Genomic DNA, 26,100 nt, shown 5'->3' with positions numbered 1-26,100 from the left:
TCAAGTGGGCGAGCCCGGATCAGTCCGGGAAGCCCCAGATTCGGCTGAAGTTCATGGACGGCATGATATCTGGCTCTTCCAGAGCCTTGATATTGAACTCCGGCACACTGGTATCACGCTCCTGACGGGTGTCGCAGCTGTTTCCCGAAGAATCCAGGACAACCTGCGCAAAAGGCCCCAACGTGCGCACCGGCCTGCCGGTTATCACGCAGACTTCGTTGTTTTCCAGTCGCACCAGGGTTCCGGGCGGGTATTCTCCCAGAATATGAAGGAGAGCTTTGGGCAGGGCTGGCCGGAAACTGCCATCAGCCAGGTTGGCGATCAGCTTGCGCGCGGCGGTAACGTTCATTCGCTTGCGGTAAGCGCGTTTCGTTATCATGGCTACGTAGCGTTCCGCCAGTGCGAGGATCTCAGCCTCGGGCCGGATATCTGCACCACTCAGGCCTTCCGGATACCCACTGCCATCGGCCTGCTCATGGTGCTGGGCAATGATAGTAAACAATAGTTCGTTCTCGATACCTACCGCTTTCAGCGCGCGGATGCTCCGCTGTGGGTGCTTGCGAATAACGCCTCTCTGTTCTTTGTTGAGCACTTTATTGAAGGCGTTGAGTTTGTCGGCAACGGGCACCAGAGCGAGATTTGCGCTCAGGGCAGCTTCTGTCAATAACGGGATACGTTGTTCATCGAGCCCGAATTGCCGGGCTATCAGCTGGCAGAGAATGGCGTAAAAAATGATCTGCTCATGGATGGTGGGGCCGACAGAGTACAGGTGTATCAGAGCCAAGCATGAATCTGGCGCAATTTTACAGGCCTGCTCCAGAGTATGTGCAAGATCCTGTATGTGTTTACGCGCTTCGGGCTCGCCATTGGCGATAGTCGCCAGGGTTTTCTCCAGCGCGTGAAGATAACCCGGGTAGCTGGTAAACGGGTTGCATTCTGCTTCGCCTCCGGGCGCCTCGTTGTCTTCCTCAGGTAACTCGATAGTCCGCGGTTTGAAAAGGCCACGCTCAAAAAGCTGTTCGAGCTGTGAGTCGGTCTGAACCACATAACCCTGACACAGCAGCACGTTGCCGTCGGCGTCGTACACATCCCATGGCAATGGACGGCCTATGGTTAGTGCGCCGGGGGCTATTCGAACGAGGTCAGTCAAAATCGGGTGTCCTGCATGGGAAATATGTACAGTTTTATTGCACTTTAAGGGTGTGTTGTTAAAAATGGTAGCCTGCGGCGATTATGGCACCGCTTTGTACTAAACTCGTGTTTTATACGCTGCGCTGTCGGACAATTGCACACATGTTGAGCCGTTTGAAAACTGATTTCCAGTTGTCAATCATCACACTGCTTGGTATCACGGCTTTTCTTGGTATCACGCCGTTTGTGGTGCTGCGATTTGCTCAGGGAAACATTGTCGCAGGCATTGTAGACATTCTTATCCTCACCTGTATTGCCGGCGGTATGTTTTACGCGTGGATATCCGGGGATACCCGGCGCGTGGGTTTCGTAATGGCCTGGGTTGTCTGTTTCGGAGCAGTTGCCGCAGGCGCAGTTGGTAATGCAGATTTTTTCTGGATTTATCCCTGCCTGATGGTGTCGTTTTTCCTTGTTGGCCCCCGCGCTGCTGTTTTAGTGAGCCTGTCAGCAATTTTGACTGCAATGACTATCCGGAGCGATGGTTTTCAGTCTCTTGATCATCTGTGGTCGTTTTTCACAACAACGGTCATGACCTGTTTCTGCGCCTATGTGTTTGCGTTTCGCAACGAATATCATCGGAAAAATCTTGAGCTGTTAGCGACGGTTGATCCATTGACGGGTGTGAAGAATCGACGCGCTATGAACGAAGGGCTGCAAATGGCTCTGGCCGACGCGCTGCGTACAAAAAGATTTTATGGGTTGATCATGATGGATCTTGATCACTTTAAAAGAGTAAATGATGATTACGGGCACGGCGTTGGCGATGAGGTACTTCTTGACCTGGTATCTCTTGTTCAGAAACGAATACGCAATACCGACCAGCTCTATCGTTACGGCGGAGAAGAGTTCGTTGTGTTGCTTTCTGGAGTGGACGCAAACGGCCTCGAACTTATCGCGCAGAACCTGCATCAAATCGTTCGCCAGCAGCTAAGGTGTCGCGGGAACAAGGTAACGGCTTCTTTTGGAGCTGCTCTGCTCAGGTTCAACGAAAGCCCCGAAGCCTGGTTGGAGCGGGCCGATGCTGCACTTTATAAAGCCAAGAACTCCGGTCGAGACCGGATTGTGTTTGCGGATACTATGCCAGAATCCGGCACGCGCTCACCTGCAGCCAGCCCCGTGTTAGCCGACTAGCTCGCTACGATTGTGCGCGGGCGATAACGAAACAGCCTCCACCCCAGTAACACACTGGCCGACGCCAGCCCCCCGGTAAGCCCTATCCAGAATCCCGCAGCTCCCATAGCCCGAGCAATAATATCGGTAAACGTCAGAACATAGCCGAGCGGCAGGCCCACGCCCCAGAATGAGAACAGCATGATCAACAAAGGGATAAATGTGTCCTTATAGCCTCTCAGAGCACTGATGCAGGTCACCTGAATAACATCGGCAACCTGGAAAAACGCCGCGAACATCAACAATCGAATGGTCACTGCCTGAACACTTGTATCGCTGGTGTAGAGGGCCGCAATGCCCTGTGAGAAAACGAACAGGAGAGTGGCAAACACCAGGGCCGTAGCGGAGGCCAGAATCAAAGAGCTACGGGAAATCAGGCGTGCGGTGTCGGGTGCGCCCGCACCGATAAGAAAGCTGACCCTCAAAGTAAGCGCCATGCCGATACTCAGCGGCAGCATGAACAGCAAAGACACCACGTTCAGCGCGATCTGGTGCCCTGCAACGACAACAGGGCCCAGTGGCGCGAGAAACAACGCGATCACAGAGAACACGCTGGCTTCCACAAAAATCGTAACGCCAATGGGAATGCCAATGCTCAGAATGTGGCGAATCAGGGCTGAACTGGGCTTTGCCCAGTCTGCAATCAGGTGGAATTTTTTATAGAGCTGGCTTCGGCTGAGGTAGGTAAGCAGCGCTAACGCGGCAACTCCGTTGGAGATTGAAGTTGCCCAGCCACAGCCAATACCTCCCATGGCAGGCAGCCCGAGTTTGCCGTAAATGAAGATATAGTTCATCGGCAGGTTAATCAGCGTGCTCAGTACCGAGAACGCCATAATGACACGGGTGTGCCCCAGCCCATCCGTAAGCCCGCGAAGCGCCGTCATTAACAGCAGGGCTGGAATACCCCATGCAAAAGCGTTCAGATAGCCCTGGGTAATGCGCGCGGTATTGGCTTCCAGTTTCAGCCCTTCCAGAACCGGGTGTACGTTGGTAAGCAGCAGAATCATGATCATTGCGCCTACAGCGGCAATGTATAAGCCCTGCCAGGTAGCGGGCATTATTTTTTCTGGCGTGCGTGCTCCGTTGTAACCGGAAATAATCGGCTGCAGTGCCCCGAGCATGCCCATAAAAAACAGAAACAACGGCATCCAGAGGCTGCTGCCAATACCCACACCCGCCAGGTCTTCAGCGCTGGCGTGGCCAGCCATTACCGTGTCGATAACGCCGTTGGCCATCTGGGCTATCTGGGCTATCAAAATTGGCCCGCCCAGTATCGCCAGCGTCTTCCATTCGGTCAGTGTCCGCGAGACGAGAGACTTGCGTACTTCCGGCAGTGGCTGGTGGGTTTCGTCCATAGAGCGTTGATCCGAAGGGCTGGAGCCAATAGATATTCAAGGGTGATTTGCAGGCTCAGCATTCTACCTGAACGTGAAAGGCTGCGTCATAGGGGGTTGTCGCGCAAAGACGCTGAAACTCCCTTTAAAACCCGTTAAAGTACACGCCCGATTCATACAGATGGCAGTCAATATGGGACTCCTGGTTTTCGTAACAGTACTCTGGGCTTTTTCCTTCAGCCTGATTGGCGAGTTTCTTGCCGGCCAGGTCGACAGCGATTTCGCTGTGCTCAGCCGGGTGTTGTTGGCAACATTGATATTCTTGCCCTTTACCCGCTGGCGTGGCGTGCCCGGAGGGCTGAAACTGGGCGTGCTGATAACAGGCATGTTGCAGTTCGGTATTACGTATCTGTGCCTGTATCGCTCGTTCAGCTATCTGACGGTACCGGAAGTCTTGCTGTTCACCATATTCACACCCCTCTACGTGACTCTGCTTGACGATGCCCTGTCGCGCCGGTTCTCTCCTGTCGCTCTGGTTGCGGCTGCAATCGCGACGTTCGGAGCCGGTATCATTCGCTATGACGGGCTCAGCGAGGATTTCATTACCGGCTTCCTGTTGCTGCAGGTTGCGAATTTTACGTTTGCTGCGGGCCAGGTGGGTTATAAGCATGTCATGCAGCGCTTCCCGGTTGATATTCCCGCATATCGCACCTTCGGTTACTTCTTCATAGGTGCGCTGATTATTGCTCTGCCTTCCTTCATGGTGTTTGGAAACGCTGAGCGCCTGCCTACGACCGCTTTGCAATGGGGCATTCTGACGTGGCTGGGGCTGGCAGCTTCCGGGCTTGGACTGTTCCTCTGGAATCGTGGAGCCTGCCGTGTGGATGCAGGTACACTTGCGATTATGAACAACGCTCTGGTGCCCGCCGGATTGCTGGTAAACCTGCTCATCTGGAACCGCGATGCGGACTTGTTCAGGCTTGCGGTCGGCGGAGGGATTATCGCCCTGTCGCTGTGGATCAATGCACGCCTGCACCCTCGGGCCCGACTCAGGAGAACGATATGACTCAGCTCAACCCGGCTACGGGTAACGATACCGGAGCCTCTCGCGGCCTCTGGTCTTCCCGTTTTGCCTTTATTCTTGCAGCAACCGGTTCTGCCGTTGGACTCGGCAACATATGGAAATTTCCTTATGTTACGGGCGAAAACGGAGGTGGAGCATTCGTGCTAGTCTACCTTCTGTGTATCGCGATTATCGGTATTCCCATCATGATGGCGGAAATATTCGTGGGTCGCAGCGGCCGTCACAACCCGATTGGCAGTATGCGCCTGGTCGCCGAGCGCAACCTCAGTTCGCCGGCCTGGCGCATTTCTGCCGTTATCGGGATGATCGCGGCCTTTGCAATACTCTCCTTCTATTCCGTTATTGGTGGTTGGGCCGCCTCTTACATCGGCCATGCGGCCATGGGCGATTTCACCGGCGGTACTGCGGACTCCATCGGCGAATTGTTCAGTGGTTTGCTGGCCAGCCCCAAGCAGCTGCTGGCCTGGCACACTGTGTTCATGGCGTTAGTAATACTGGTTGTCTCCCGGGGCCTCAAAGGTGGTCTGGAACGCGCAGTTACGATTCTGATGCCGGCGCTTTTTGTGCTGCTGCTTATTGCAGTGGGCTACGCCACCACCACAGGCCACTTCGGTGAAGCTGTAAGCTTTCTGTTTACGCCAAACTTCGGGGCACTGACCATCAACGGTGTGTTGATTGCCCTGGGCCATGCGTTTTTCACGCTCAGCCTGGGCATGGCTATTATGATGGCCTATGGCTCCTATCTTGGGCGTGATGTGCCCGTAGGGAAAACGGCGGTAAGTATTGCATTGATGGATACCGTGGTTGCATTGTTGGCAGGCCTGGCAATTTTCCCGGTGGTGTTTGCCAATGGCCTTGAAGCCAGTGCCGGGCCCGGTCTGATTTTCCAGACCTTGCCACTGGCGTTCGGTAACATGCCCATGGGCAGTCTGTTCGGTACGCTGTTCTTTGTATTATTGCTGTTTGCCGCCTGGACTTCGGGTATCTCGCTGCTTGAGCCTGTGGTCGAGTGGGTTGAGGAAAACACCAATTTCGAGCGCTCGGGCAGTGCCATTGTTGTTGGCGTGCTCTGCTGGTTGCTGGGTATTGCCTCTATTCTGTCGCTGAATCTGTGGTCAGGTTTTGCGCCACTCGACATGTTCGCACGTTTTGAAGGCAAGACGATTTTCGACCTGCTGGACTTTTTTACGGCCAACATTCTGTTGCCTTTGTCCGGTTTGCTGACAGCGATCTTTGTTGGCTGGTTTGTTGCCAAAGAATCCCTGAAAGCTGACGTGAAACTGAGTAATGGTGCGTTCACACTGTGGTTGAACCTGCTGCGTTTCGTCACTCCCGTAGCGGTTGTAATTGTGTTTGTTTATAACTTGCTGGCGTAAAAGCAGCGGGAAAAAGAAAGCCCGGAAGGCAGCAATGCTTTCCGGGCTTTTAGTGCGGGAAGTGCGCGCAGAAATCAGTCTTCGTCGTCTTCTGCGATAGCCCGTAGAGCCTCCAGGTGAGGCTTCACGGCTTCAATATCGGCCGAGGGAGCCGCGCTGGCCTGCTTGGTCATTCCAAGGGCAGCTTCCATTGAAGCGCGCATCTGGGCTTTTTGCTGAGCGCTCATGTGAGGGCTGTTCTCGATCTCAGCCATCGCGCTTTCCATTTCTTTTCTGAGTTCAGGGCTCTGGTCCGTCATTTCGATCGCGATCCAGGCGCCGTAAATGCGATCACCTGTGGCCGCCCATTCGTTGAGGTTCTTGAAGCCGTTTTCCTGAACCAGGTCTTCCAGGCGATCGTAAGCTTCTTCGCCTTTTAATTCCTCGATGGAGGAAGAGAAAATTCTCGAAAAGTCAGGTGCTTCATTGCCCTGAAATGTTTCGTCGTCCTCTCTGTCATCCAGTTCTTCAAATTCCGGCTCCATGGCCTGGGCTTTTTCCAGGGTCGTTATGAAGGATCGGATTTTGTTATCGGTCAGCTTCTCCGCGTAAGCGTTGAACGATAGCAGAGACAGCATGAACGCCAGCAGGACAATAAGCTGGCGGCAGTATACGTTGGAATATTGAGGGTTCACAGAGCTCTCCTTGGTGATGTGTTTCCGGTTCCGTCCACCCGGAATATTTCATAGCCTAGGTCCAAATGCACAGACTGCCAAGCCCTGAGCCCCGGCTTTTTTTTGGCAACCGCCCTGTGTGACAGATTCGTGAAGTTTTCGCGTTAGACTGCGGGAAGTAACCGCAGCATGATGGGTGGGCCGAGTAGCCCGGACAAGCGAGCCAAAGCACCATGACACGAACGGTATTGATTATTGAGGACAACCCCGGGATCGGAGAGTTGGTCAGCATGCAGGTCGAAGATCTGGGTATGCAACCGGTTCTGGTAGATCGGGGAGATGATGGCCTTGAGCGGTTCAAAAAAGGCGGCATTGACCTGGTTGTTCTCGACCTGATGCTGCCCGGGCTGGATGGCCTCTCTGTGTGCCGGGAAATTCGCGCGACTCCGGGCTATGTTCCGGTGCTCATGCTGACAGCTAAAAGCACAGAGCTGGACCGGGTGCTTGGCCTGGAAATGGGTGCAGATGACTACCTGACCAAACCCTTCAGTGTTGCAGAGCTTGCGGCCCGTATCAAAGCCCTGTTTCGGCGAGTCGATGCGCTTTCCTCTCGCGTTACTGAGCAAGCGAAAGCAGAAGAAGTGGAGGTGGACGGGCTTCGAATAGATCCTGGTCGCCGCCGGGTGTTTATTCATGGTAGCGAAGCGGAGCTCACTGCCCGTGAATTCGATTTACTCTGGCATTTTGCCTGCCACCGGGGGCGTGTATTCAGCCGCGCACAGTTGCTGGATGCCGTATGGGGCTACAATCACGAGGGCTATGAGCACACAGTGAACACCCACATCAATCGTTTACGCAACAAGATTGAAACCAACCCGGCCGAGCCCCGTTATGTGCAGACGGTATGGGGCGTCGGTTACCGGTTTCTGGACTGAGCTATGGGCCGATCTCTGTTTCAAACCCTGTATGCACGGCTGGCCCTCGGCCTGTTTCTGTTGCTCGTGATTGTTGGCGGATTGTTTACCGCGCTGAGCCTTTACTCCGTGCGTGAATACAGTGCGGCGGTGAGCCAGGAGCTCAACCGTGACCTGGCCAGAAACCTGGTGTCGGATCGCAACCTGGTTACTGATGGCACGATCAACCGCAGTGAGCTGGAACGTCTGTTTGATCTTTACATGAGCATCAACCCCAGCATCGAAATTTATCTGCTGGATCAGGAGGGACGCATTCTTTCCTATTCCGCCAACCCGGCGAGGATCAAGCGCAAGCACGTATCTCTGGAACCGATTCACCGGCTGCTGGAAAATCCAGATGCTTACCCTTTGCAAGGCGACGACCCGCGCAGCCATGATCGCCGCAAAGTTTTCTCGGTAACGCCGGTTCCCGATGCGGAGAATCCCACGGGCTATCTGTATGTTGTGCTTCGGGGTGAGGAATACGATTTTGCCGAAAGCATGGTCCACAGCGATAGTCTTTTGCAGATGGGCGGCGGCGCTCTGGCCATCAGCCTTTTCGTGGGATTGCTGGCAGGACTGGTGTTCTTCCGGCTGCTGACACGACGCCTGTCCCGACTGACTGCTCGGGTGGAGGCGTTTGAAGCGGAAGCAAAAGGTGCCATGAACACTGGCGACGCAGATGAAACCGGTGTCCCCGGAGACGACGTAGACTATCTGGCTGCCCGGTTTGATCAGATGGCTGCCCGCATTGCCGGCCAACTGGAGCTGCTGAAAGACAAAGACCACCAGCGCCGCCAACTGGTTGCTCAGGTGTCTCACGATTTACGCACACCCTTGGCGTCCATTCAGGGCTACCTGGAAACGCTGGGCATGAAACAGCAGGAGCTGAGCCCTGATGAGCGTCGGCGTTTTCTGAATGTGGCACTGGCTGAGACTCTCCGACTGAGCAGGCTTGTGGACGAACTGTTTGAGCTGGCGGCCCTGGATGCTCGTGAGCGGCAGCCCTATGCGGAGCCGTTCATGCCGGCAGAACTGTTGCACGATGTGGTGCAAAAGCACAGGCCTAAAGCCGAACAGGCAGGCGTTAACCTGAGCATTACCAGCGCGCAACCAGCGATGGTACTGGCGGATATCGCCATGACCGAGCGGGTTCTGGACAATCTGATAGGGAACGCAATTGATCACTCACCGAAGGATGCCGAGGTCGAACTGAGCGTGTCGGCGGATAGCGATGGTGTCGAAATCTGTGTGCGCGACGCTGGTGAAGGAATAGCCTTGGCGGACATTGACCATGTGTTTGATCCGTTTTATCAGGCGCCGGGTGCCATCCGCAGCGGACACGCCGGGTTGGGCCTTGCCATTGCGCGCCGTATGGCGGAATTGCAACAGGGAAGGGTTTCCGTAGACAGCCAGCCCGGAGCTGGAGCCAGGTTCAGTTTCTGGCTGCCGCTGGCGGATTCAGCGGCAAAAGAATCCACGGCGTTATAGATTCGTAAGAATTAAGGAACATTCTGGTGAAGTCACGGCGATAGGATGGCTTACGTTATTACTCGCAGGAGAGTTGTTATGAATCGAAAAATACTCGCAATGGTCGCCGCGATGCTTATTGCGGCCACCGGAGCCTTCTATGCCGCCGTTGCCACGGCCGAAAAAGCAACGGCCAGCGCCAACGAATACGCGCCGTCAGACCCGGGACTTGAGGTTGCCACCTTTGCCGGCGGCTGTTTCTGGTGTGTGGAAGCCGGTTACGAGAAGATCCCGGGCGTGGTTGAGGCCGTTTCCGGATATTCGGGCGGGGACGAAACTAATCCGACCTATCAGCAGGTGGCTGGTGGCCGTACCGGGCATACCGAAGCTGTACAGGTTTACTACGATCCGAAAGAAATCACCTACGAAGGTTTGCTGCAAGGCCTCTGGAGAATGATGAACCCTACGGATGTTAACGGCCAGTTTGTTGACCGTGGCAAGCAATACCGCCCGGCAATTTTCTACCATAACAACGAACAGAAGCGTTTGGCTGAAGCGGCTAAAAAGGAGCTTCAGGCATCCGGTGTTTATGACAACCCGGTGCTGATAGAAATAACACCGTTGAAGACTTTCTATGCAGCTGAAGAGTACCATCAGGATTACTACAAGAAGAATCCTGTGCGCTACAACATCTATACCTTCAACTCCGGCCGGTATCAGTTTATCGAAGGCGTGTATGGAGAAGATTATGAGTTAGACTTCAGCCAGTTCAAGCCAGGAGCAAAGGCTGAAACCAGTGCTTCTGCTGTAAACAGTACCAATGGCAAAACAGGCTTTGATCCGCAGACATTCGTCAAACCGGATTCAGAAACCCTGAAACAGCGCCTTACCAGTACTCAGTACGAAATAACCCAGAATGACGGCACCGAGCGGGCCTTCAGCAATCCATACTGGGATAACAAACGTCCGGGCATCTATGTGGATATTGTATCGGGCGAACCGCTGTTTTCTTCCCGCGACAAGTACAAGTCCGGAACCGGCTGGCCGAGCTTTACCCGCCCGCTGAGTTCAGACATGGTTGTGGAAAAGGAAGACACCAAGTTCTTCATGACGCGTACCGAGATACGCAGTCGCTTTGCCGATTCGCACCTCGGACATGTGTTCAATGATGGCCCGGCGCCTACCGGCCTGCGCTACTGCATGAATTCAGCCGCAATGAAATTCATCCCTCTGGAAGAAATGGCTGAGGCTGGCTACGGTGAATGGATTGCCCAGGTGGAGGCGTCGCAATAAGCCTGACAGAGTCAGGAGCCCTCAGAGCCACAAATCGCCAATAGGCGTTTGCGGGCTGAAGTGATGAAGTATCTGGGCCTGCAGCAGTTCCGCTGTTGCAATGGCATCGATCAGAGCGTTATGGGCCGCGTAATGAGGCAGTCCATAGCGCGTTCTGCTGTCTGCCAGGCGAATTGAGATCGGTTTTTCCCCCACCAGGCGTTTGAAGAAAGAAGGCTGACGGTCCGGGTGCAGCTGCGCTTCAATGGCCATGGTGTCCACGACCGGAAAACGAATACCTTCGTTCAGACGATATTGCAGAGCCACATTCAGGAACGGCCGTTCAATATGGCGGAAATGTACCACCGGAATGCGGCCATTCAGGCTGGCAAAAACCTCATCAAGTATTTCTGATAGATCCGGTGCTTCTTCGATGTCGGCGTGGGTGATGCCGTGGAAGGTAACCGACATCTTGTGCAGTGGCAATCTGGGGCAAACAACCCAGTGCTTTGCCTTGCCAAGCTCAATGGCATCCAGCGTAAAGGGTACCTGCCCGATACTGACAATCGAGTGCCCTTCCGCCTCTAGGCCAGTGGTTTCAAAGTCCAGAGCCACCAGAGGGACCTCAGACACGGGAGTGTCAGGAGAAACGCAGCCGGCTTGGTAAAAAGCCTTCAGTACGGGCGCTTTGGCACTGTTTGCCAGTGCCTGGTATTGCTCGGGCCAAGGCAGGCGCTTGATCTCATCGGGCACGGTTGGTACTTCAGACATGCCGGGTAGCCTGTGTGTTGTAGCGGAACCTTAAAAACTTCTGGGCATTGCTGACAACCTGGAAAGCGTCCTTGAGATGGCTGCGCTCAAACGGCGACAGGTCTTCTGGCCGCACGTTATTATCTGGCTCTCCCCCCGCCTCTAGCGTCAACGCCTGGTGGCGGATACGCACGATAGAAATGAATTCGAGTGCGTCTCTCAGGTTGCTCAGATCATCTTCAAGGATGAGTTTGGTTTTACCGATGCTTTTCAAGCGCTCGAAGGAGTTCTGTGCCTTGGAACCACAGGCGAGTGCGTGAATCCGGATCAGATCCGACAGCGGTGCTGTGCCCCGGCGTTTCAGGTTGAAGGTTTTTTGATGTTTGCCGTCCTCCTCAAGTACAAAGGTACGGAAGAAACCGAGGGGGGGCGTGCGGTTGAGCGCGTTGCGCGCCATCAAGGTCAGGAAAAGCTGGCTGTTACTGGCTTTGTCTGCAACCAGAGACTTGAGCTCTTCTGCAAACTCGGTACGGCCGTGAATACCGTCCAGATCAAAGAAAATGTTGCTGTTGAGGAGGCTTTCCGCTTTCGGGTTTTCAATCCAGTCGGTGAAGTAGCTTCGCCAAACTTTCAATGGCTGGCGCCATTTCGGGTTGGTGGCCATGATATCCCCGGTACAGTACGTGTAACCGCACTCTGCCAGCCCATCAGACACAAACTTCGCCAGTGCCAGAAAGTACTCATCATGCTCTTCCGGCACAAAGCTGTTGTCCAGAATCATGGCGTTGTCCTGGTCTGTTACCACCAGTTGCTCGTCCCGCGCCATGGAGCCCAGTGCCATGAAGCAGTAGGGCACGGGCGGCGGGCCCAGCTTTTCCTCCCCAAGTTCCAGCAGGCGCTGGGTAAAGCTGCGGCCAATGCCGGCCATGGCACTGCCAATCATGTGTGAGTTGGCGTCTTCATTGACCATGCGCACAAAACTGTCGCGCACATCCCGGCTGATCTTCTTCAGGCCTTTCACATGTTGCTGGTGGTAGATGTTGCTCACCAGATACAGGCTGCTCTGGCTTTCATACCTCACGATATCGGCCAGTGCGATGACGCCCCGAACTTCATGGCCGTCCATCACCGGAAGGTGGTGCACGTTGTTATGCAACATGGTGAGCATGGCTTCGAAGATGTAACTGCTGACGCGAATGGTGATGAGCCCTTCGGTCATGATTTCACTGACAGGCGTTTCTGAGGGCAGTGCCTCGGTGACCGCCCGTGTGCGCAGATCACGGTCGGTGATAATACCCGCAAGGCGCTCATTGTCGCCTTCACCGTCCATCAACAATAAAGCGGACACGCCATTGTCTGTCATGATGCGTGCAGCTTCCTGCAACCTCACGGTTGTGGGCGCCGAGACTGTTTTCCGGGAAATCAGGCGGCTGACCCGGGATGTCATCAGTGTGTTGGATTTTTCCCGGCGCGAGACGGCAGAGCGCAAACGGCTGCGATCCTCTATTTCCACAAAGTCTGCGAAGTTCTCGTCGTTTTCAAACAGATGGTGAAAGGTATCGGCCTGAACACGGTAAAGCAGGCTGTCTTCCAGTGCCCGGGCCGGAAAGCGGACCTGCCCCCGCATCAACAGGCCAAACTGGCCGAAAATTTCGCCTTCACCTATGCGGTTGTAGAGTTCTCCCGACCGGCGGAAAATTTCCACTGCGCCGCTGCGCACATAATACATATGGGTGCTGGTTTGCCCGGTTTCCGTTATCTGGGTGCCCGCCCGCACATAGCTGATTTCAATGCTGGCAGTGAGTTGATTGACTAGCTCCTCCGGCATGTCATCAAACGGCGCATGCTGAATAAGGTGGTTACGGATGTCGATCAATTCAGCCTGCATGCTGTCTCCCGGGTGGAATGGATAACGTCTGACAAAACTATAGCAGAAACCAGCAGTTGGGCGGTGGAGCGCACGAAATCCTGCTGATGGATTGTCTATGCTTCTATAGCTTTGAGAGCACCGTGGGCGACAAGGCTCTGAAACCGCCCGTAGTCGGAGGTGTCTACCTGAATTCTGCTGCGGCACGCATAGGGGGTAGTCAGCCCCGAAAAAGCGTGTTTCAGCGGGATGTTCATAGCATTAGCTACGATCATTCTTATGACACCGCCGTGGCAAACGATCAAAACCTTCTGGCCTGCAAGTTCTTGTTGCCAGTGGTGCCAACTCTCAACAACGCGGTGGCTGAAGTCCGTGACCTGCTCACCCCCCGGAGGGGTATTGGCAACCGGATCGGCCCAGAACTGGCTGAGCTTTTCGCCATCGCTGGCCATTACCTCATCAGCGGTACGCCCTTCCCACTCGCCGAAGTTGATCTCCCGCAGGCGGTCATCGCGGTGCAGGGGAATTCGGTAACGATCCGCCATTTCCCGGGCAAAGTGAATACAGCGCAGCATGGGCGAGGTAACGATTGTGTCCCAGCGATCGGTTTCGGAAATTGCATCGCGCATCTGCTGCCAGCCGGCCATACTCAGCGGGTCGTCTTTGCTGCCACGGTACATGGGACCGCCTTCGGGCTCGCCGTGGCGGATGAGATCAAACACTGTTGTGCTATCAGCCATTATGCTCCCTTCTTTATTGCTGCTCTTTATTGCTGACACCAGCGTCCGAAAAACTGGCCATGTTGTTGTGCAGCTCACAGGCTATTCGCAGCAGAGGTATAGCAACGGCTGCACCGCTACCTTCGCCGAGCCGCATTCCGAGATCAAGCAGTGGTTCCGCATTCAAGGCGTCCAGAACGGCCTGGTGGCCTGGTTCGGCGGAACGGTGGGCGAACAACAGCCAAGGGTGGATGCCGGGTTGCTGGCTGACTGCAACCAGTGCGGCGACCGAGGCAATGTAGCCATCAATCAACACCGGAATGGATCTGGCCGCGCAACCGGCAATCGCACCCGCCAAAGCTGCAATCTCGAAACCACCAAAGGCTTTGAGTACTGCGATCGCATCCTGGCCATCATCATCGTTATCGTGACGTTGAATGGCGAGGATGATCACTTCGGCTTTGTGTCGCACACCGGCTAAATCCAGACCTGTGCCGGGCCCGGTCAGTTTCATGGGGTTTTTTTCCATCAGAGCGCAGGCAACGGCGGTTGCAGACGTTGTGTTACCTATGCCCATTTCACCGCCGATAAACAGCTGGCAGCCCTTATCCGCGGCCCTCTGAGCCGTCGCGTCGCCGTGGTTCAGGGCAGCGCTTGCCTGCTCAGCTGTCATGGCATCGATTACCGAAAAGTTGCGGGTACAAGGGGCAATGCGAGCATCTATAACGCCGGGCAAACCGTGTGGGACGTCTGATACAGTGCCAAGGTTTACAACTTCCAGCTCCGCACCCAGCGATTTGGCCAGAACACTGATCGCCGCGCCGCCATTGGCAAAGTTGGCAATCATTTGGGCCGTAACCGCCTGGGGATACGCTGAAACGCCCTCTTCGCAGATCCCGTGATCACCTACAAATACGCTGATCTGGATACGATCAAGCGCTGGGAAGTCCGTGCCCTGAAGTCCGGCAAGCTGAATAGCAATGCTTTCAAGCTTGCCCAGAGAGCCGGCAGGTTTGGTAAGCATGCTTTGCCGCTGCGCGGCCTGTTCAAAGAAACGCGCTCCGGGTTGCGGCGGAGGGGTAGTCCAACTGCTGGGAAACGACATTACACATACCTTCAGACAATAAAACGCCGCGAAGCCGGGGCTTACAACGGTGAGGAGAACGCGGATTCATACGATATGAGGCGGGATCATACTCCGACTGGGTGCGTTGAGGTAGACCGATAGTTTGCGGGCAATTAGTCTTGAACGAGTTCTGCAGGCCTGACACAGCTCTGGATACCGTACCAGGCCTGCAAGAGCGTTTTTATTCGGTCACAAATGCAATGTTGTTGGGCAGCAGGCCCCGGAGTGAATCAACAAAGGTGATCACCGAGTCGTCTGACGTATTGACGATATGGATACCCGGTGTTTGCAAGTTTGCGTCGGCAATCCACAGGTTGCCTTTCGGGCTCAGCTCGATATCACGGAAGTCGCCACCGCTGAAGCTACCGATGGTTGCGAGGTCGGTTCTGCCAGTTGCCGGGTTGAAAGACTGCACGGACGTGTTCTGATAGCCCGCCAGATTGACAATATAGCCAAGATTACTGTTGACGATGACAACGTCCAGAAGCTGACCGTCGGCATCTGTTGTTGTGGGCGGAATCATCGAGCTGGTGGTGTAGTCCGCAGGGTTAATGACATCCAGGCTGGTGCCATTACCGTAGGTTGGAAAGTTTGTTCCGAGATTTCGCACAACCAGACCAATGCCTGAGTGGTACTGAATGTCGTCCGGGTTGGTGCCGAGCAAAGGGATGCCCTTGAGGTTGTCGGCAGTGCCCTTTCCTGTGTTTATCTCCGTGTCATTGCTTACGTCGAAAACAGCAACATAGCTGGTATTGACCGGCTGGTAGTTGGTGTCGAGTCTTTGCACGGTTATAAACAGCCTGTTTCCGGCAAGAGCGGCGGCAGATACGCGAGGCAGGCCATCGGTATTGTTGGCGGGCGCGTAGTCAGACAGATCGAGGCTGCCCGTGATGAAGTCGGCTTCAACGGTTGCTGAAGGGTTCACAATCAGGACGTCAGCGCTGTTATAGCGAACCAGGTAGCCTTTTTGATCGTTGACCTTGATCAGGTCATAGGGATTGCCAGCGTCCTGCTCGCCCTGGCGCAAGACAGAGAACTCATCCCAGGTCTTCTGGGCAAGGTTTGAAATCTCGACTTTGGAGATATTGTCCATGTTGAACCTACCCATTAGATAGTAGTGGCCTTTGCCACCAACGACCGCAATATCTGACTGGGTTTCATGGTAAGGGCCGAACGCATCGTAGTTGGCTGAGTCCAGGTCGATAACGTTTACAGCGCCCGAGCTGAAATCCGAGCTGACAGACGCCACTACGCCAGCATTGTTCAAGCCGGTTACTGGCGTCAAAGAGCTGCTGTCTGAATCGCCTCCGCAGCCACTTAACAAGAATGCCGCGGCCAGACCAGTCAGGGCGGCCAGCCGGGTAGATGAGAAAAATCTATTGTTGGGTTGCATTGTGTTCTCCTGAATAAGCTTGGGGTTAGCTAGAAAGTGTGTGCGAGATTAATGAACCAGCCTCGACCTGGGCCGGGGAAACGATTGAAGTCTTGATACAGCTCATCGGTAATGTTGCGAACCTCCAGTGAAAGCTCGCTTTCACTGCGGTTTGACCAGATTTTTGTCCAGCTTGCTGACAGATTGAAAATGGTTCGGGGGTCTGCTTCGAGAAGATTTGCGGAATCGTAGTAAAGCTCATCGTCAACGTGATAAGACAGGTCAATCAGGAACGGGCGGAAGATCCAGCGACTGCCAAGGGTGTAGGATTCATGATAAATGCCGGGTAAACGCTGCCTGTAGCGATCCTTTACAGCGTTGTCGGTGTTTTCGGACTCTTGAAAGGTTGCACTGCCATACAATTCCCACCACTGCAGCAGGCGAAACAGGGCATCTATTTCGACCCCGTAAATGTTCGCAGCCAGATTGCTGTAGCGCCCTATACCCTGAGCGTTGAACGTGGCCACGATGGCGGGATTGAGCTTGCGATAATAGCCGGTGGTTTCAATGTGCCCCCAGCCTTGATCCGTGCGTAAGGAGGCTTCGACATTCAGGGATTCTTCGGCTTTCAGGTCGCTATTCCCGACGAATAAACCTTGCTGCCCATAGAGTTCCTGCAACGTCGGGATTCGAACCTGTCGGGCTAATCCGCCAGAGATTTCCCAGTTGTCTGCAAAATAATGGCTTAACCCCAGCTGCCAGCTGTTGTAGAGCTCGGTACTTGTTACGTTGTTGATGGTGCCATTGCCCAGGGCTTCATCGGAATCGTCGTGAATCCGGTACTGTCGCAGTGAAGCTTGCGAGCGCCAGCGGCTGTCGGCGCTGAGCCACTGATGCGAGAGCGCGCTGGCGATTTGCAGGCGTTCCCTTTCATCCGCAAGGTCCGAATCGAGTTTGTCGTCTTGTCGGTAGTCGTAATCTGCGATATCGATAGTCGCTGAAAGTGTATGGTTGCCCAGAAGCCAGGTAATCGTGTTGGCCAGCCCCAGCTGGTCCGTATCGGTATAGACGTCGGATGTTCCCAAGCCCACCAGCCCGGTTGTGTTGTTGTAGCGCTCGCTGGTGTCCGTCCATATCAGCCGATGGCTGGAATGGATCTGACCATTTATCCAACCACGGTTCTGATAGTGCAACTGACTGCGCAGGGTTTCGTTAGTTAGAAAGGCTTTGTTGTCGCGCCAGTTCTGAATGCTGGGAATGTTCTGGTCGTTGTCGTTGTATTGAATCAGGGCGTCGAGCTTGCTGGTGTCGTTGATTTCCCAGCCCAGCTTGGTGCTGGCAGCATCCTGCTCGTACTCCGCGTTCCGTCGTTTTGTGGTTGCGCCGTCGTTCGGATTGAACCATTCGCGGCTGTTGGGATACTCAAAATCGTTGTCGCTGCTTTGTCGGTCTAACGACACCCAGTAATAAAAATCCTTATGGCTGCCGCTGTTGAAGAGGCCCATCTTGTAGGTATCAAAAGAACCCGCACCTGCGTTTATCCGGGTGGTGTCTTCAATGTCCTTTCCCAGGGTCTCCATGACCACTACGCCGCCGATGCCTGCTTGGGCAAATTGCGCCGGTGCGCCGCCGGGGTATACCTGTATCCGGCTGATATCGTGAAGCCCGAGCTTGCCCATATCGACACCACCGGTCACCGGATCATTCAGCAGCATGCCATCAACAACAATCTGAACCTGGCGGGCAGTGGAGCCACGGAGAGAAACAGACGAATAGCTGCCAAGACCGCCGCTTTGGCGAATCTGTACTCCCGTCTGATCACTGAGCACGTCGGCAAGATTGGCTGAGCGATTTTCAAATTGTGAGCGTGGAATAACTCTTACGGGACCGATTGCCTTGGCGGGATCTATGGCTGTAGCTGCGTTAACGGGGGAGCTTTCTACAATAATGAAAGGCGCCGTGTCATCGGCATTTGCGACGGCAAAGGGCAAGAGACAAAACAGGCAGACAATCCATCGCATTGAAGCAGTAACCCTGGCCAAATGAGCTATAAACTACAGCCAAAGAAAAATGCTTCAGCTGCGAGAACAGCTATCATCAGGAGGTTCAGCGCCAATACGAGCCGGCAAAAACTCCGCGGTACCGGCCCTCCGCCAGTACACACTGATAGCCGGTAGCAGGCCGGTCTCCGGGCTTGCGGCTGGCGTGATCGCCAGAGTAGGATGCTGTGCGTCAGTCTGTGTTACAAAGCTGACGCGGAACTGTTCCTACTCATTACCGCTTACCGTTGCGGGGGCAGCGTCGGAATTTCACCGACTTCCCAGTTTCACCTTTGGCTCAAATATACATTTACGTATGTTGAGCGGTAGGCACCTGCTACGGGTAGAACTTGTTGAACAGTCTAAGATGCGGTTCCATGTCCGTCAATTAATGTTGACGGTTCAGTCATGGTTGGGCTTGCAACTAGCGAATGCAGATTGGGTTTTAAATGATTTTTCTCACTTTTATCCTGTTTTTTGCTGTTATTTCAAGCGCTTTTGCAGATGTTTGTGCAACTGATGATGCGGGTGAAATGCTTTGTCTCGCCGCGTCGGCGGAGCGCGTCGTCGCCCTCTCCCCGGGAGCAACCGAGCTGATGTTTGCGGCCGGAGCTGGTGAAAAGGTTGTCGCCGTCGTGGCCTACAGCGATTATCCTCCGGCTGCTCTGAAACTGCCGTCCGTGGGAAACAACACCCGGATAGATATGGAGGCTCTGCTGGCACTCGAACCGGACCTTGTAGTTACCTGGGTAACGGGGAATCCGTCGGCGCAGGTCGAGTTGTTGCAGGAGCTTGGTATAGCCACGTTTGCGATTGAGCCTCGCACGTTCGACGGGGTTTCCAGCGTTATTGAGCGGCTTTCGATACTGGCAGGAACCGAGCCGGCAGGCGTTGCCGAAGCACAGCGTTTTCGCGAGGGTATTGCCAGGCTCTCAGAGCAATACCGCAGTGCGGATCCTGTGTCAGTTTTCTACCAGGTATGGGATCAGCCTTTGATGACCATTAACAACGATCATCTGATAGGTAAGGTTATTCAGCTGTGTGCTGGAGTCAATGTGTTCGGCGACATGCCCGGCCTTGTGCCAAGAATCAGTGCGGAGGCGGTGCTGCAGGCCGACCCGCAGGCGATACTGACGGGGAGCGATGAGGGCATCAGCGATGATCAGCTTGATCGATGGAAAAGCTATTCCGGGCTGAAGGCAGTTGCCAGAAATAATCTGTTTTTTGTGCCGTCTTCCTTGATTTCACGCCCAACGCCCAGGTTGCTTGAAGCTGCCCGGCTAGTCTGCGAAAAGCTGGATGTTGCCCGTGAGCGCAGTTAACACCAATAACAATCTCCAGGTCAGCTGCCGATGATCCGCCCTCTGTTCAGTCTCAGCGCGCTTGCCGTTGTTGCCGTGTTGCTGGCTCTGGCTTTGGGCAGTGTTAATGTTTCAATAGCTGAGCTTTGGCAGGTAGTTCTGGGTGAAGGCAGTGGTCTGAATCGCACTCTGATACTGGATTTGCGCCTGCCGCGCACCCTCGCGGCCTTTGCCACTGGCGGTCTGCTGGCCGTAGCGGGCGCCCTGATGCAGGTGTTGCTGCGCAATCCTCTGGCAGATCCCTACATACTGGGATTATCCGGCGGTGCTGCAGTGGGTGCGCTGCTGGCAATGCTGGCTGGCCTGGGCACCTTGCTGGTGTCGGGCTCTGCGTTTGCGGGTGCCATGATGGCCACGCTGCTGGTCTTCGGGATTGCTCACGGTACCGGCAGCTGGACACCTTCTCGCCTGCTGCTGACCGGTGTAGTGATTGCTTCGGGTTGGGGAGCTGTGATTACCCTCATGCTGGCAGTCACCCCTTCGTACAAGCTTCCTGGCATGCTGTATTGGCTGATGGGCGATGTTTCCTATGCCCGCACGCCCTGGCCTGCGCTGGTGGTGTTGGCCCTCTCCATAGTATTGATCATGCCCCTTGCCCGAAATCTGAATGTGCTGGCACGCGGGCCTCTGCAGGCAGCGGCACTGGGTGTTTCTGTACGGCCCCTGGAATGGGTAATCTATCTTCTGGCCAGCCTGCTCACGGCAACCGCGGTTACTACCGCTGGCAGCATCGGGTTTGTTGGTCTGATTGTTCCTCACATGCTGCGACTGATTCTAGGTAACGATCAGCGCATTATTTTGCCTGCAAGCGCCCTCGCCGGCGGCACCTTGCTGGTGCTGGCGGATACGCTGGCGCGCACGGTGATTGCTCCAGAGCAATTGCCGGTGGGGGTGATCACTGCCTTGCTGGGCGTGCCAATGTTCCTGTACCTGTTGCACCGGAGCCGTTGATGAGTACGTTGAGCACCCGCGATCTGATCATTAACATTCCTGGCCGGCCCGACGGTTCTGCCCTGAATCTGAACATTGAACCCGGTCAGGTCTGGGGTGTGCTCGGCCCCAACGGCGCGGGTAAAACCACCCTGCTGCATACACTCGCGGGCTTGCTTCCCGCCCGAGGCGGCCAGGTTGTTCTGAACCAGTCACCGTTAACAGAATTGACACGCCGTGACATTGCCCGACAACTTGGCCTGGTGTTTCAGGAACGCCAGGACAGCTTCCCGGCGACGGTAATGGAAACAGCGCTGATCGGCCGCCATCCCTGGCTGTCGCCCTGGGAAAGCGAGCAAGGTTGCGATCAGGCTCTTGCTGAACAGGCGCTGACCGCGCTGGATGTCGATGACTTATCGGGTCGTATGCTGAACACACTGTCGGGTGGTGAGCGCCAGCGTGTTGCCATTGCCACTTTGATGACGCAAAACCCGGATATCTGGCTGCTGGACGAGCCCACCAATCATCTGGATCTGCACCATCAGGTCAAGGTGATGGGCCTGTTGCGCGAACAGGCCGATGCAGGCAAAGCGGTTTTTCTGTGTCTGCACGACCTGAATATGGCCGCACGCTGGTGCACTCACGTACTGCTTCTCTACACCAATGGCGACGCATGCTGGGGGCCGGTGGAAAGCATGTTGGTGCCGGATGCGTTGGAGCGGCTCTATAATCAACGACTGATCACCCTTCAATCCGGCGGGGTATCAGTGTTTGTGCCGGCACCATGAGCAAGGTTCGGGCGGAATATAGCTTCTGTGTTGGCAGCCCTGCGCCCGTGGGCAGGAAGCCACAGGCTGACACAGAGCCCGGTCTGCCCGTCAGCTCGGGCATTCAGAGTGAGCTGACCGCCGTGCAGTTCCGCAATTCGCCGGGCGATGGCCAGCCCCAGACCGGCACCACCACCTAGCCGCTGGTCGAGCCTTACAAAACGGCTGAGTGCCCGTTCCCGGGCCTCTGCGGGAATGCCAGGCCCCTGGTCGCACACGGTAATGTGATAGCCATCTTTGGAGGGCGCCAGGCGGGTTTCCACCATGGTGTTTTGCGGGCTGTATTGTATGGCATTCGCCAGCAGGGATCGCATCAGCGTGTTGATCAGTGCGTCGTGGCAGCACACAAGTGCCTGTCCGGCGTCGTCTTGCAAAACCGGTTCGATGTTCTTTTTCAAGGCCAGCGGTACGACATCCGCAATGCTCTGCTCGAGTATCGCGGACAGATCGTGATATTGCTGTGAGAAGCCGGCCCCTGAGTCGACCCGGTTCAGTAGCAGCATTTGTTCCACCAGATGCGTCATGCGGTCAACCGACTGGATAAGGGGCTGGAACTGCTGTGGATTGCCTTCACAGGCTTTTTCAAGATTCAGCCGCAAGGCCGCCAGCGGTGTTCGCAGTTCATGGGCCGCATCGGCAGAAAAGCGCCGCTCCCGCTCCAGAGCCTGATCCAGCCGTTTGAGCAAGCTGTTTACCGCCTGTACCAAGCCTGCGACTTCCTTGGGCGCCTGCCGGTCATCAAGCGGATGGATACGCTCCGGGGCCATGTTGCGGATGGGGTGCTCCAGTCGGCGCAGCGGGCGGAATCCCATCTGAATGGCGGCGCTGGCAGCCAGTAGCAGTAATGGAAGAGCAAGGAGCAGGGGCAGTACGTTACCCAGGGCCAGTTCCTGGCTTAGCTCTTTGCGAATTTCCTCGCGCTGGGCAGTGCGAATCCAGAAGCCTGTGGTTGGATCCTGAAGTGTGAATACACGCCAGCGATACCCCTGTGATTCGGCCCACGAATAGCCGGGTGCCAGACCTTCCGCGTCATCATCTTTCAGGGTATCCAGCAAGGGTGTACGGTCGGGGGTCCAGACTTCAAAGGCCAGTTTTTTTTCGTATTTGTGGCCGGCGCCATCGGGGAGGATTTCGCCATTATCCGATTCCGGAGCTGTATCCTCAGCAAGAGGCAGTGTCAGCGTCTCGCGGAGGGTTTGCTGTAGCTGCGCCAATGACTGCGTATCGGCCAGATGGCGAACCAGCCCCTGCACAATCCGTGTGCTCTGCGCCAGCTCGGCGTCGAACAGTTCCTCCAGCTCGTGATTGCTCTCAATGTAACTCCAGGCAGCGGCGATCAGTGCAATCAGCAGCACCGTTGAGGTAACCAGCAGCGTCAGGGTGCGGGTCAGAGACATTCCGGCGCCCCTTCAGCTGCCTGGCTGTCCAGTAAATACCCAACGCCGCGTATGGTGCGGATTGTGGTTTTGCCCACCCGGCGCCGCAGATGGTGAATGTGTACTTCCAGGGCATTGCTTTCTGCGCCTGGCTCCCAGCCGTAGAGCTGTTCTTCCAGACGCCTGCGGGTGGCAACCTGGTCCGGGTGGCGCATCATATACTGGAGAATCTGGAATTCACTGCGGGCCAGGGTGACGGATTCTGTGCCTACCGTAAGCTGGCCGGAAGCCGGGTCCAGTATTAACCGGCCTACAACCAGTTCATCGCGGTTTGTGGCTGCTCCGCGTCGGGTGACAGCCCTGATCCGGGCCTTGAGTTCGGCCATTGCGAACGGTTTGGTCAGGTAATCGTCAGCACCCGCATCCAGACCCTGCAGTTTTTCCTCCAGTTCCGCCCTCGCGGTCAGAATGATAACAGGAAGTTGATTGCCCTGTTTCCGGGTATGCCGAACAATATCAAGGCCGTCGACTCTTGGCAGAGTCAAATCCAGGATAGCCAGATCAAAGTGCTCATCTACCAGCGCATTCAATGCCTGCTGGCCATCATCAAGCCAGTCTACGGTGTGCTGGTCTGCCCGCAGCATGTCCAGCATGGTGCTGCCCAGCAGCTGGTCGTCTTCTACCAGTAATATGCGCATCAAGCCGGGTCCGCATCCGGGAAGGTCTTCAACACCGCAGGCTTCAATGCTTCAAAACCAATAATCACATCCATCAACTCGTTGGTGATCTCCGTTTGTCGCACCGATCTCAGTTCTCCTGTTACTGCCTCTATACGCTCGTCCACCGATTGCTCCGCCTGCTGCATAAGGGCCAGCCGCGCGGAGTTTTCGGTCACCATGGCTTCTGCGGAGGCGCGGAAAACACTGGCGAAGATGTGGCTGCGAATCAGGGACGACAGCAGGGCGTCTCCTTCCATGGTGTAATCCGGAAGCGAGCGGGAATTCCAGTGTTTTTTGCGCTGCAGCAGCGAAGGTGCCAATGGCAGAAGGCTCTGTATTGTCGGCTCCCGCGTACCATGCTCGCCGCGCCGGGTAAACGCCAGAGTAACAGCGAGTTGGTGCAGTGGTTGGCCCCGGCTGAAGCGGTCTATACGGGTAACAATATCGCCGGCCAGCCGACCAATGCCGTCAGCAGAAGCCGGTGGTAGCAAAACAGCTTCTGGCAGCAGGCCCTGATCATCCAGGGCATCGTTCATCTGCGCACCGATGCAGAGCAGGCGTTGTTTGCCGGCGGTCTGGCTTGCGCAATGCTGATGTACGACTTCTGCGAGAACTTCATTGTAATTGCCGCAAAGTCCGTGATCGGAGCCAAACACGATGACCAGGTGTTCCAGTGGGTCATCCTGGCGCAGGTTGATACCACCGGTTCGGTAAGCAAAGGCGGCGAAGCCCTGCAGTATGGTCCGGTGATAGGCTTCGATTGAGCGGGCCGCGTGCTCATAGGGTGTCGCGTTAATCGCAGACAGGGTTTTCATGGTGTGAACGATGCCGCGAATACTGGTCAGGGTATCGCTGTGCCGGGTAAGCGCTTCAAGCGTCTGGGCCATGGCTGACCTCGTTGGCGTGTGCTGTCTGGTCTGTTCTGTCCCCAGCCAGTGCATTGCGCGCTGTTGTAATGATCCGTTCGCGATCTTCCTCGGTCAACCCTTTGTTTTCATTGATGCGCTCGTCGATAAATTGGAAGTGTTTCCGGGCGGCGGCCCGGATGCGAGCCATGGCATCGCTCAATTTCTGTTCTGGTAAATCATCGAACAGCCCTTCCATCGCCGCAATCAGAACCGCCAGCTGTTCGGCGGCAGGCATGGGGTCACGCTCGGCCTGGCGCAGCGCGGTGCGAACGGCGGCACCACGGGTGAGGCGGGCGCGGGTGGTGTCGTCCAGTCTTGTGCCAAAGCGGGCGAAGTCTTCCAGTTCTTCGAACTGCGACAGGGTAACCCGCAAGTTGCCAGCCACTTCCCGCAGGGTGCGGCTTTGAGCTTTACCGCCCACGCGGGAAACCGACAGGCCCAGATCCACGGCCGGAAACTGGTTTCGGCGTACCAGCCGTGGTGACAGGTAGATTTGCCCGTCGGTTATAGAAATCAGGTTGGTGGGAATATAGGCCGAGAGGTTCTCCGCCTGGGTTTCCACCACTGGCAAGGCGGTAATCGAGCCGCCACCGGCTTCCCGGGTAAACTGGCCCGCCCGTTCCAGCAGGCGTGCATGTACGTAGAAGATATCCCCGGGGAAAGCTTCGCGCCCCGGTGGCCGGCGCAACAGCAGTGATAACTCCCGATAGGAGCGGGCGTGGTGGGTAAGGTCATCAAAAATGATCAATACATCCCGGCCCTGATCGGAAAAGTATTCTGCCATGGCCATAGCGGAATAGGGCGCGATGTAAGCCAGCCCCGGTGTTTCTTCGTCGCCCGCCGACATGACGATGCTGCGCGCCAGCATATTGCCTTTTTTCAGGGCCGCGATAACCCGGGATACGGCATCACCGCGCTGGCCAACGGCGCAATAGATACAGGTAACGTCTGATCGCGCCTGGTTGAGCATGGTGTCTATGGCAATGGAGGTTTTACCGGTCTGGCGATCACCGATGATCAGCTCGCGCTGGCCTAACCCCACAGGTACGGCAGCATCAATGGCTTTCAGGCCGGTTGCCAGCGGCCTGAAAATCGCCGAGCGGCTGAGGATGCCCGGTGCTTCCGCTTCAATGGGGGTTTCTGCCACCGCGGCGACAGGCCCCAGACCATCTCTCGGGCGGCCCATTGCATCGACCACGCGTCCGAGCAAGGCGGGGCCAACCGGCACGCTCACCACCTTGCGGGTGCGCCGCACATCTTCACCGAGAGTAATGAGCTCCGAGGGCCCCAGCAGAATCACGCCGAGCCGGTCGGGTTCCAGATCCAGCACTATGCCGCGCACACCGCACTCAAATATCAGCAACTCGTCGGCCAGCGCACGAGCCAGGCCGGTTACAACCGCTACACCATCGCCCACTTCCGTTACCCTGCCAACCTCAGTCATTACCGGGGCGGGCGTAGGCGTGGCCAACAGGGATTCCCGCCAGCTCTCGAACTGCTCCGGGGAGTGCAGCTCAGAGTAAGCTTGAGAGCGCGCTTGAAGCAGCTGCGACTGAGATTGGTTTTCCGAAGCCCTGTGATCGGTGTCTGTCATAGTGGTCTA

General features: G+C 55.8%; 22 protein-coding genes and 1 riboswitch. Of the genes, 9 read left to right on the top strand and 13 right to left on the bottom strand.

The window, feature by feature from the left end; translation table 11 throughout:
• Positions 1–19: 19 nt before the first annotated feature.
• Positions 20–1,150 carry an HD-GYP domain-containing protein gene (locus ACN0RL_RS00630; protein WP_417512703.1) on the bottom strand — a complete coding sequence of 377 codons (1,131 nt, stop codon included), beginning with the start codon at positions 1,148–1,150 and terminating at the stop codon, positions 20–22.
• 173 nt (positions 1,151–1,323) lie between these two features.
• Between ACN0RL_RS00630 and ACN0RL_RS00625 the strand changes: the two genes are divergently transcribed.
• Positions 1,324–2,322 (top strand): GGDEF domain-containing protein, encoded by a 999-nt coding sequence (locus ACN0RL_RS00625; protein WP_417512702.1) that lies wholly within the window; start codon positions 1,324–1,326, stop codon positions 2,320–2,322.
• Here ACN0RL_RS00625 and ACN0RL_RS00620 read toward each other — a convergent pair.
• Entirely contained in the window at positions 2,319–3,716 is a 1,398-nt protein-coding gene (locus ACN0RL_RS00620) for an MATE family efflux transporter (protein ID WP_417512701.1), read from the bottom strand. The two genes, ACN0RL_RS00625 and ACN0RL_RS00620, sit on opposite strands and share 4 nt — an antisense overlap.
• Before the next feature lie 172 nt (positions 3,717–3,888).
• Here ACN0RL_RS00620 and ACN0RL_RS00615 point away from each other — a divergent pair, with 172 nt between their 5' ends.
• Positions 3,889–4,761, top strand: coding sequence for a carboxylate/amino acid/amine transporter (locus ACN0RL_RS00615; protein WP_417512700.1), 873 nt, complete (start codon positions 3,889–3,891; stop codon positions 4,759–4,761).
• Positions 4,758–6,155 carry a sodium-dependent transporter gene (locus ACN0RL_RS00610; RefSeq protein WP_417512699.1) on the top strand — a complete coding sequence of 466 codons (1,398 nt, stop codon included), beginning with the start codon at positions 4,758–4,760 and terminating at the stop codon, positions 6,153–6,155. Before ACN0RL_RS00615 ends, ACN0RL_RS00610 begins: the two co-directional genes overlap by 4 nt.
• A 74-nt stretch (positions 6,156–6,229) precedes the next feature.
• On the opposite strand, the gene ACN0RL_RS00605 is transcribed toward ACN0RL_RS00610, so the two are convergent.
• A complete protein-coding gene (locus ACN0RL_RS00605; RefSeq protein WP_417512698.1) occupies positions 6,230–6,829 on the bottom strand; it encodes a hypothetical protein in 600 nt (199 codons plus the stop codon).
• A gap of 212 nt (positions 6,830–7,041) precedes the next feature.
• Here ACN0RL_RS00605 and ACN0RL_RS00600 point away from each other — a divergent pair, with 212 nt between their 5' ends.
• From ACN0RL_RS00600 to msrB, 3 genes are all read left to right on the top strand, one after another.
• A complete protein-coding gene (locus ACN0RL_RS00600; protein WP_417512697.1) occupies positions 7,042–7,743 on the top strand; it encodes a response regulator transcription factor in 702 nt (233 codons plus the stop codon).
• A 3-nt stretch (positions 7,744–7,746) separates the two neighbouring features.
• Entirely contained in the window at positions 7,747–9,252 is a 1,506-nt protein-coding gene (locus ACN0RL_RS00595; protein ID WP_417512696.1) for a sensor histidine kinase, read from the top strand.
• 78 nt (positions 9,253–9,330) lie between these two features.
• Positions 9,331–10,524, top strand: coding sequence for a peptide-methionine (R)-S-oxide reductase MsrB (msrB, locus tag ACN0RL_RS00590; RefSeq protein ID WP_417512695.1), 1,194 nt, complete (start codon positions 9,331–9,333; stop codon positions 10,522–10,524).
• Between the two features lie 21 nt (positions 10,525–10,545).
• Here the strand turns inward: msrB and ACN0RL_RS00585 are convergent, their stop codons facing one another.
• From ACN0RL_RS00585 to ACN0RL_RS00560, 6 genes are all read right to left on the bottom strand, one after another.
• A complete protein-coding gene (locus ACN0RL_RS00585; RefSeq protein WP_417512694.1) occupies positions 10,546–11,274 on the bottom strand; it encodes a 3'-5' exonuclease in 729 nt (242 codons plus the stop codon).
• Positions 11,267–13,141, bottom strand: coding sequence for a DUF294 nucleotidyltransferase-like domain-containing protein (locus ACN0RL_RS00580; protein WP_417512693.1), 1,875 nt, complete (start codon positions 13,139–13,141; stop codon positions 11,267–11,269). Before ACN0RL_RS00580 ends, ACN0RL_RS00585 begins: the two co-directional genes overlap by 8 nt.
• A gap of 95 nt (positions 13,142–13,236) precedes the next feature.
• On the bottom strand, positions 13,237–13,860 hold the full coding sequence (locus ACN0RL_RS00575; protein ID WP_417512692.1) for a histidine phosphatase family protein: 624 nt from the start codon (positions 13,858–13,860) through the stop codon (positions 13,237–13,239).
• Between the two features lie 13 nt (positions 13,861–13,873).
• Positions 13,874–14,944 (bottom strand): nicotinate-nucleotide--dimethylbenzimidazole phosphoribosyltransferase, encoded by a 1,071-nt coding sequence (cobT, locus tag ACN0RL_RS00570; protein ID WP_417512691.1) that lies wholly within the window; start codon positions 14,942–14,944, stop codon positions 13,874–13,876.
• A 202-nt stretch (positions 14,945–15,146) separates the two neighbouring features.
• The gene (locus ACN0RL_RS00565) at positions 15,147–16,358 is read right to left on the bottom strand and encodes a hypothetical protein (RefSeq protein ID WP_417512690.1); all 1,212 of its coding nucleotides are present in this window, start codon (positions 16,356–16,358) and stop codon (positions 15,147–15,149) included.
• A 29-nt stretch (positions 16,359–16,387) separates the two neighbouring features.
• Positions 16,388–18,358 carry a TonB-dependent receptor gene (locus ACN0RL_RS00560; RefSeq protein ID WP_417512689.1) on the bottom strand — a complete coding sequence of 657 codons (1,971 nt, stop codon included), beginning with the start codon at positions 18,356–18,358 and terminating at the stop codon, positions 16,388–16,390.
• 140 nt (positions 18,359–18,498) lie between these two features.
• A riboswitch (cobalamin riboswitch) is annotated at positions 18,499–18,729 on the bottom strand.
• A 96-nt stretch (positions 18,730–18,825) separates the two neighbouring features.
• Here ACN0RL_RS00560 and ACN0RL_RS00555 point away from each other — a divergent pair.
• The 3 genes from ACN0RL_RS00555 to ACN0RL_RS00545 are packed head-to-tail and all read left to right on the top strand — an operon-like array spanning position 18,826 to position 21,455.
• Positions 18,826–19,698: a cobalamin-binding protein gene (locus ACN0RL_RS00555; RefSeq protein WP_417512688.1), complete on the top strand. Its 873-nt coding sequence runs from the start codon at positions 18,826–18,828 to the stop codon at positions 19,696–19,698.
• A 30-nt stretch (positions 19,699–19,728) separates the two neighbouring features.
• Positions 19,729–20,688, top strand: a complete 960-nt coding sequence (locus ACN0RL_RS00550) for a FecCD family ABC transporter permease (RefSeq protein WP_417512687.1) — start codon at positions 19,729–19,731, stop codon at positions 20,686–20,688.
• A complete protein-coding gene (locus tag ACN0RL_RS00545; protein ID WP_417512686.1) occupies positions 20,688–21,455 on the top strand; it encodes an ABC transporter ATP-binding protein in 768 nt (255 codons plus the stop codon). Before ACN0RL_RS00550 ends, ACN0RL_RS00545 begins: the two co-directional genes overlap by 1 nt.
• Here the strand turns inward: ACN0RL_RS00545 and ACN0RL_RS00540 are convergent.
• From ACN0RL_RS00540 to ACN0RL_RS00525, 4 genes are read right to left on the bottom strand one after another with little or no spacing between them, the layout of a single operon-like run.
• A complete protein-coding gene (locus ACN0RL_RS00540) occupies positions 21,416–22,891 on the bottom strand; it encodes an ATP-binding protein (RefSeq protein WP_417512685.1) in 1,476 nt (491 codons plus the stop codon). The genes ACN0RL_RS00545 and ACN0RL_RS00540 overlap by 40 nt on opposite strands.
• Positions 22,882–23,568, bottom strand: a complete 687-nt coding sequence (locus tag ACN0RL_RS00535; RefSeq protein ID WP_417512684.1) for a response regulator — start codon at positions 23,566–23,568, stop codon at positions 22,882–22,884. The genes ACN0RL_RS00540 and ACN0RL_RS00535 overlap by 10 nt, the downstream gene beginning before the upstream one ends.
• On the bottom strand, positions 23,568–24,476 hold the full coding sequence (locus ACN0RL_RS00530; RefSeq protein WP_417512683.1) for a F0F1 ATP synthase subunit gamma: 909 nt from the start codon (positions 24,474–24,476) through the stop codon (positions 23,568–23,570). Before ACN0RL_RS00530 ends, ACN0RL_RS00535 begins: the two co-directional genes overlap by 1 nt.
• Complete coding sequence (locus ACN0RL_RS00525) at positions 24,460–26,091, bottom strand: F0F1 ATP synthase subunit alpha (RefSeq protein ID WP_417512682.1); 1,632 nt, start codon at positions 26,089–26,091, stop codon at positions 24,460–24,462. Before ACN0RL_RS00525 ends, ACN0RL_RS00530 begins: the two co-directional genes overlap by 17 nt.
• Positions 26,092–26,100 lie beyond the last annotated feature (9 nt).

Source organism: Marinobacter sp., assembly GCF_048259445.1.
In the GTDB taxonomy this organism is placed as follows: Bacteria; Pseudomonadota; Gammaproteobacteria; order Pseudomonadales; family Oleiphilaceae; genus Marinobacter.
The sequence above is the reverse complement of the archived record's forward strand: the minus strand, read 5'-3'. Positions and strand labels throughout refer to the sequence as shown.